Origin of the sequence: Myceligenerans indicum (assembly GCF_016742955.1) — a bacterium.
Lineage (GTDB): Bacteria > Actinomycetota > Actinomycetes > Actinomycetales > Cellulomonadaceae > Myceligenerans > Myceligenerans indicum.
On record NZ_JABBYC010000102.1, the window covers coordinates 1 to 5045 of the forward strand.

The window sequence follows — 5045 nt, forward strand, 5'->3', positions numbered from 1 at the left end:
AGATGTGTATAAGAGACAGGTGGGGGCGGTGGGGGAAACCGCACCTGCGAGTTCAAGGGAAGAGAGATCTCCTGCTCGTCCGAATACGGCTCATGGGATGGGCGCTGTTATGTTCGTATTGCCGACCCTCAGCCAGCCAAGGGCTCGAGCTACTGGGAAGGCAACGAAGATGGGGTAATTGTTGAGTGCACCCCATATACCTGCATCGACGCGGCAGACGTGAATGCTTGCCAGGGTCACAGCTATCAATGGGCGCCCGAGCCCCCAAGCACGCCACGGGTCTCACCGGAGGAACTTGCCCGCCGGGCCGTTGCAGCCATGAGCCTCACGACTGGGAGCATCGGGAGTACGCCCCCGCCGACCGTGACGGATGGCGACGCAATGGGGCAGCTAGGTCTACCGATCTGGCTGTGGGTGGCGAACCGCCAGCGAAACACTGTGGGGCCGATTGACGAATCAGCCTCTGATGGGGGTCTCAACGTGACGGCGCGGGGTGAACTGACTCGGACCGAGTGGGTGATCAGCCGCAACGGGCAGGATCTCGCCATGACCACCTGCCGCGGTGCGGATGCTCCCGGCACGCCGTACGACGGCCGTGATTCTGCTCTGCCCAGTCCAACGTGCGGGTTCCCTGCCAGCTTCAATGTGCACCCGGGCAACCTCACGGTGACCGCGACGGCCTACTGGACCGTCACTTGGGAGGGCGGCGGCCAGACCGGCACCATCAATGTGACTCCGCCGTCGACGTCCACGGCGATCCGGATCGGCGAGACGCAGACCATCCTGGACTGATGCGAGTAGCCCACGGCCTCGGAAGCAAGGGGGAATGCCGAGGCCGTGGGCTACTCGAACAACCTAGCGCGTCATAGGGCGTCAAGGTAAATCGCAGCCAGCATTGGTCAGATCACGTAAACGGGGCCTCATCCGGGCGGTCACTACTGGGATGGTCCATGCCGATCGTCACCCATCCGATCGCGGCCGGCCCGCGGTGTGGATGTTCGCCTCGTTCGCCGTCGTGAGCATGGCCTCCCGTGTCGAAGGTCGGCCGGACCGCGCGAGATGGTCGACCCGCCGGAGTGCATCCGGGAAGCGGGCGCTGCCCGCCATGTCGTGGAGGATGTCGGCGGCATCGTTGGCCGCTATTCCTGCTGCTGTGACGTACAGAGGTCGCCTCGAACTCTCGCCCCGAACTACCTCGATCGCGTGTGTGGCGGCGTGGAAGCGGGTCTTCGCGACACCTATGACAATCGGGGCGAGTCGTTCAGCGTGGACGTGAGCGCAGAGCCCGGCGTGGCCGTTGGGGTCCAGGGTCACGTATCCGTCGACGATCAGCAGGTCGAGTGGCTTGACGTCGGGCGCTGACAACACCGCGCGTAGCGGTGACAGCTCGCGCTCGTAGAAGCTCCCAGGCTGGTACTCCGCAACGTGGGTGACATCGGCGGTACGTTCCTCGACGACGTCGTCGTACTCCGCAGTCGGGCAGACAACGAGGGCGGCGCGTGCGCCGCCGTGAGGGAAGTAGTGCACGTCGACCGCGCCGAACCGGCTCATGCCTGGGAGCGCCACTCGTCGGCGAGCAGGGCGTACTCGATACCGTCGAGCCAGCCGAGATCCCGGTGGAAAGACTCCTTGACGCTGTAGGCCTCGCGCCGCATTCCGACCCGCTCCATGATCCGCGTGGAACGCTTGTTGTCGGCGAAGGCACTCGCGAGGACACGGCGCAGTCCAAGTTCTTCGAAGGCGATGCGGACGAGCTCGCGGACCGCTTCCGTCACGAGACCCTGGCCTCCGAAGGCCGGATCGACGGCCCAGCCAAGCTCGGCCTGGGTGCCGCGCGCCCTGCCCGTGGCCTCACGCTGTGCCCAGGCATCCTGGACCATGAGCATGAGATCGCCGGCGATCACCCCCTCCTGCTCGAAGACGAGAGTGCGTGCCATGCGGGCGGGGTCTCCCTGGTAGGTCTTCCAGTCCTGCTGGTCGGCAGGGCGCCACGACGTCCACTTCGAGATCTCGGGGAGGCCGCGGTAGCTCCACATAGGCTCGAGATCGTCAACGGTGGAGCGGCGGATCGTGAGTCGCTCGGTATGGAACGGCCAGGGAAGCGTATCCAGGCGGGCCTGAGGGTTCTCGATCATCGAACTGGAGGTCACGGCACCAAGCGTGGCACGTTCTGTCGTGCGTTCCGAGCGCTTTCTCAATTGGCCCAGGTTGGCCTCCGAGCGGCAGGCGCACGAGGGTGCCGTTGGCTCCCCGGCCGTGCCAGGGAGGGCGGATGGGCTCAGAGCCAGCGCGAGCCCATCCGCCAGGTGTCAGTTCCAGTTGTCGATGGCCGTGTCCTGGGGTGCGGGCGCACCGTGACCGGTCTCGATCATCGACTTCAGACTCATGAGGAACACCGCCCACTTGGTGCTGCAGTGATGCATGAACTCCACGGGTTCCCTCCAGCCTGCGTGCCTGAACAGGACTATCGTGAAGTCGTCGTCCTGACGCAGGTCCCACGAGATCGTGGTCCCGATCCATTCCGCGGGGCCGTCGATGACCTCCCAGACCACACGGTCGTTCGGCCGAGCTTCGAGGACCTTCATGTCGAAGCCGCCGACGGGCGGGAAACGGAACTCGATCACGTCGCCGATCCCTGTCGAGCCTTCCGTGGCGGCGGTCCACCAGCCTGCGAGCCCGTCGATCGTGGTCAACGCTTCGTAGGTTGCGTCGGGGGTCGGGGTTCTGACTCCGATGCGATGCAGGATGTCCATTGCTGCCTCCTTCAGTCTGACTGGTCGTGCCGGAGTAGGTCGCTGTCCGATGTCTGCTGGATGGTCTCCGCGATCCGCCTGATCCGCTGGAGCCGGGTCTCCCACGCGGACCTGACCGCCGAGAGTTGTGCAACTGCGCGTGCGAGCTGCACTTCGTCGACCTGGTAGCGCCTCTCCCTGCCGGCGCTCGAGGATCGAACCAACCCGGTTCTGTCGAGAACGCCGAGATGCTTGGCCACTGCCTGGCGTGTCACGGGAAGTTGTCTGCCCAACGAGGTGGCCGTTCCGCCGTTGTCGGCGAGGAGCAGGTCGAGCAAGCGGCGCCGCGTCGGGTCCCCGATAGCGGACCAGAGTGCATCATCGGCCGATGTGGTCGGGCCGGGCTCGTTGGAGCTGTTCAACGCCGCGTCTCCAGTGTTGCGACGTAAGGAGCGAGCCGTGGCAGGAAGTGGTTCCATCCCTGGATGTGCTCCTGGTACTGCTGCTCCAGGACTGCGATCTCCCAACCCATCTGGCGGAATCCCGTTTCGGTCATGCGCAGCAGTGTGCCGCCGTCGCGGGGTGTCAGTTCAAAGGTGACCAGGAGCGAGTTCCCCTCGGCCGCCACCTCGCCTGATGGGTGGGTCCATCGGAATGAGAACGTCTGCGGTGCTACCGACTCGACGACGGTGAACGCGACCGCCGCGCCATCGGTAGTTGGGTCGCCGAAGACGATTTCACCGGTGGATCCCGGGGTCGGTTCGTACTTTGCGTCGTCCGGCCACCATTCTTTGAGGTGTTCCGGCTTGCTCACCACATCGAAGACGATCTCAGGCGCGGCCTCGATGTAGAGCTCACGTTCGATCGTGCCCGGTTCGGCGTCATCCACAGCATCCTCCTGCAACTATCGGTTGCGCACGAGGCTAGTCCAGGTCGCCGTGAGGTGCAACTGTTGGTTGCACATGTCGTCCGGGTTGCACATGTGCCCTGCACGTTCCTTGCTGTCGTGGACACCTGACGCGTGGAGCGAAGGGTGTCAGCGACTCAGGTCCTCAACCAGGCGAGTGCGCGCCTCACGGATGTCGATGGTCGGGGACTGCGACGATGTGGTTGCCTCGCCCGGGACGGGGTGCCAGATCGGATCGCCTTGCAGGCGGAACTCGCCGTGCCATGTCGTGGTGAGGGTGATCGTGGTGGTTCCGGGAGCCGAGTACGCGTGAGCGACGGTGTGGTCCGGGTAGGGGGCGCCAGGGTCGGTTCCCGTGGTTGACGCGCCATCTCCCCAGTCCCAGGCGTAGGAGTCCGGGACCGCTCGAATGGTGACCGGAATGTCGAACAGGGTGGTGCGGAGCGTGCGCGGATCGTCCTCGGCATAGGCAATGGTGTCGAGGTTGACCAGGGTCCAGCCATTGGGGGGCTGGACGGAGAGAGCGCTGGGCTTGATGGTCATGTTCCGGAATGCGCGCTCGGCGGCCGCTGGGATGTCGACCCGGCGGCGTTGCTGATGCTCAGTTGACCCGCCGACATCACGGCAGGAATCCTCCTCGACGACCCTCGGAACGGTCCAGGTGTCACCACTGCGCCGCTGCTCGAAGAGCGCGCCTTGCGCCTCCTGGCCGACGTCGCACTCGACGCCTCTGTGCGGGAGCCGTTGGCCTTCGCTCTCGCATTCGGCGCGCAGCGCGGGCGCAGCATTCGACAGATTGGAAAGTTGGCACAGCTCTGGGGTTGCGCGCCATTGGCGGACCTTGGTCGTCCCGTGGTCGTCCTTGCTGCCCGGAGGTGCTCGGTGTCCAGTGGGCGAGGTGCCCGCTGTGGGCTTTGGTTTGGAAGATGCCTCGGTGTCACTGCCGGGCTGGGGCTGGCGGAATGCCTCGACATGGACATGCCTGCCGGAAGCGCCGCCACGAATGAACGAATAATCGCGATCGTTGGCCCACGAGGCGCAAGCAGCACCGGTCACCGAGCATGCTGCCGCAATGAGAGCTGTGGCAGCCATGGCTGTCAAGACTCTCGTCATTTTCGCGAGTCCTGAAGTGTGAGTTCGACAACTTCCCACCTGTCGCCTACGAGCCCGAGCTCAGCTCGATAGGTATCCAGGGATCGATCTTGCGAGAAGCGAACAGTTCCTTCCAAGTCGACGATCTCACCTGCAGCTTGGTCGATGAGGACATCGAGCGGCACGATGAACCGCCCCGGGTTTCGTGGAGGGTGTGATCCTTGGGAGGATTCCGATCGTGTCTACGAAGCGTTACCCCGACGAGCTCAAGGCTCGTGCGGTGCGGATGGTGCTGGACCACCGGGAGGAGTACC

General features: G+C 64.8%; 7 protein-coding genes. 1 reads left to right on the forward strand and 6 read right to left on the reverse strand.

All coding sequences use genetic code 11. The features are described from left to right. Positions 1–516 precede the first annotated feature (516 nt). The gene (locus HGK34_RS21915) at positions 517–792 is read left to right on the forward strand and encodes a hypothetical protein (protein ID WP_201851488.1); all 276 of its coding nucleotides are present in this window, start codon (positions 517–519) and stop codon (positions 790–792) included. A gap of 168 nt (positions 793–960) precedes the next feature. Here the strand turns inward: HGK34_RS21915 and HGK34_RS21920 are convergent, their stop codons facing one another. From HGK34_RS21920 to HGK34_RS21945, 6 genes are all read right to left on the reverse strand, one after another. Further along, the gene (locus HGK34_RS21920; protein ID WP_201851495.1) at positions 961–1551 is read right to left on the reverse strand and encodes an endonuclease V; all 591 of its coding nucleotides are present in this window, start codon (positions 1549–1551) and stop codon (positions 961–963) included. Further along, complete coding sequence (locus HGK34_RS21925; RefSeq protein ID WP_307816172.1) at positions 1548–2150, reverse strand: GNAT family N-acetyltransferase; 603 nt, start codon at positions 2148–2150, stop codon at positions 1548–1550. Before HGK34_RS21925 ends, HGK34_RS21920 begins: the two co-directional genes overlap by 4 nt. A gap of 159 nt (positions 2151–2309) precedes the next feature. Continuing rightward, on the reverse strand, positions 2310–2753 hold the full coding sequence (locus tag HGK34_RS21930) for an SRPBCC family protein (protein ID WP_201851497.1): 444 nt from the start codon (positions 2751–2753) through the stop codon (positions 2310–2312). Between the two features lie 11 nt (positions 2754–2764). Then, complete coding sequence (locus HGK34_RS21935; protein WP_201851500.1) at positions 2765–3211, reverse strand: ArsR/SmtB family transcription factor; 447 nt, start codon at positions 3209–3211, stop codon at positions 2765–2767. Next, positions 3151–3621 carry an SRPBCC family protein gene (locus HGK34_RS21940; protein WP_307816173.1) on the reverse strand — a complete coding sequence of 157 codons (471 nt, stop codon included), beginning with the start codon at positions 3619–3621 and terminating at the stop codon, positions 3151–3153. Before HGK34_RS21940 ends, HGK34_RS21935 begins: the two co-directional genes overlap by 61 nt. A 147-nt stretch (positions 3622–3768) precedes the next feature. Further along, positions 3769–4731: a hypothetical protein gene (locus HGK34_RS21945; RefSeq protein ID WP_201851504.1), complete on the reverse strand. Its 963-nt coding sequence runs from the start codon at positions 4729–4731 to the stop codon at positions 3769–3771. Positions 4732–5045 lie beyond the last annotated feature (314 nt).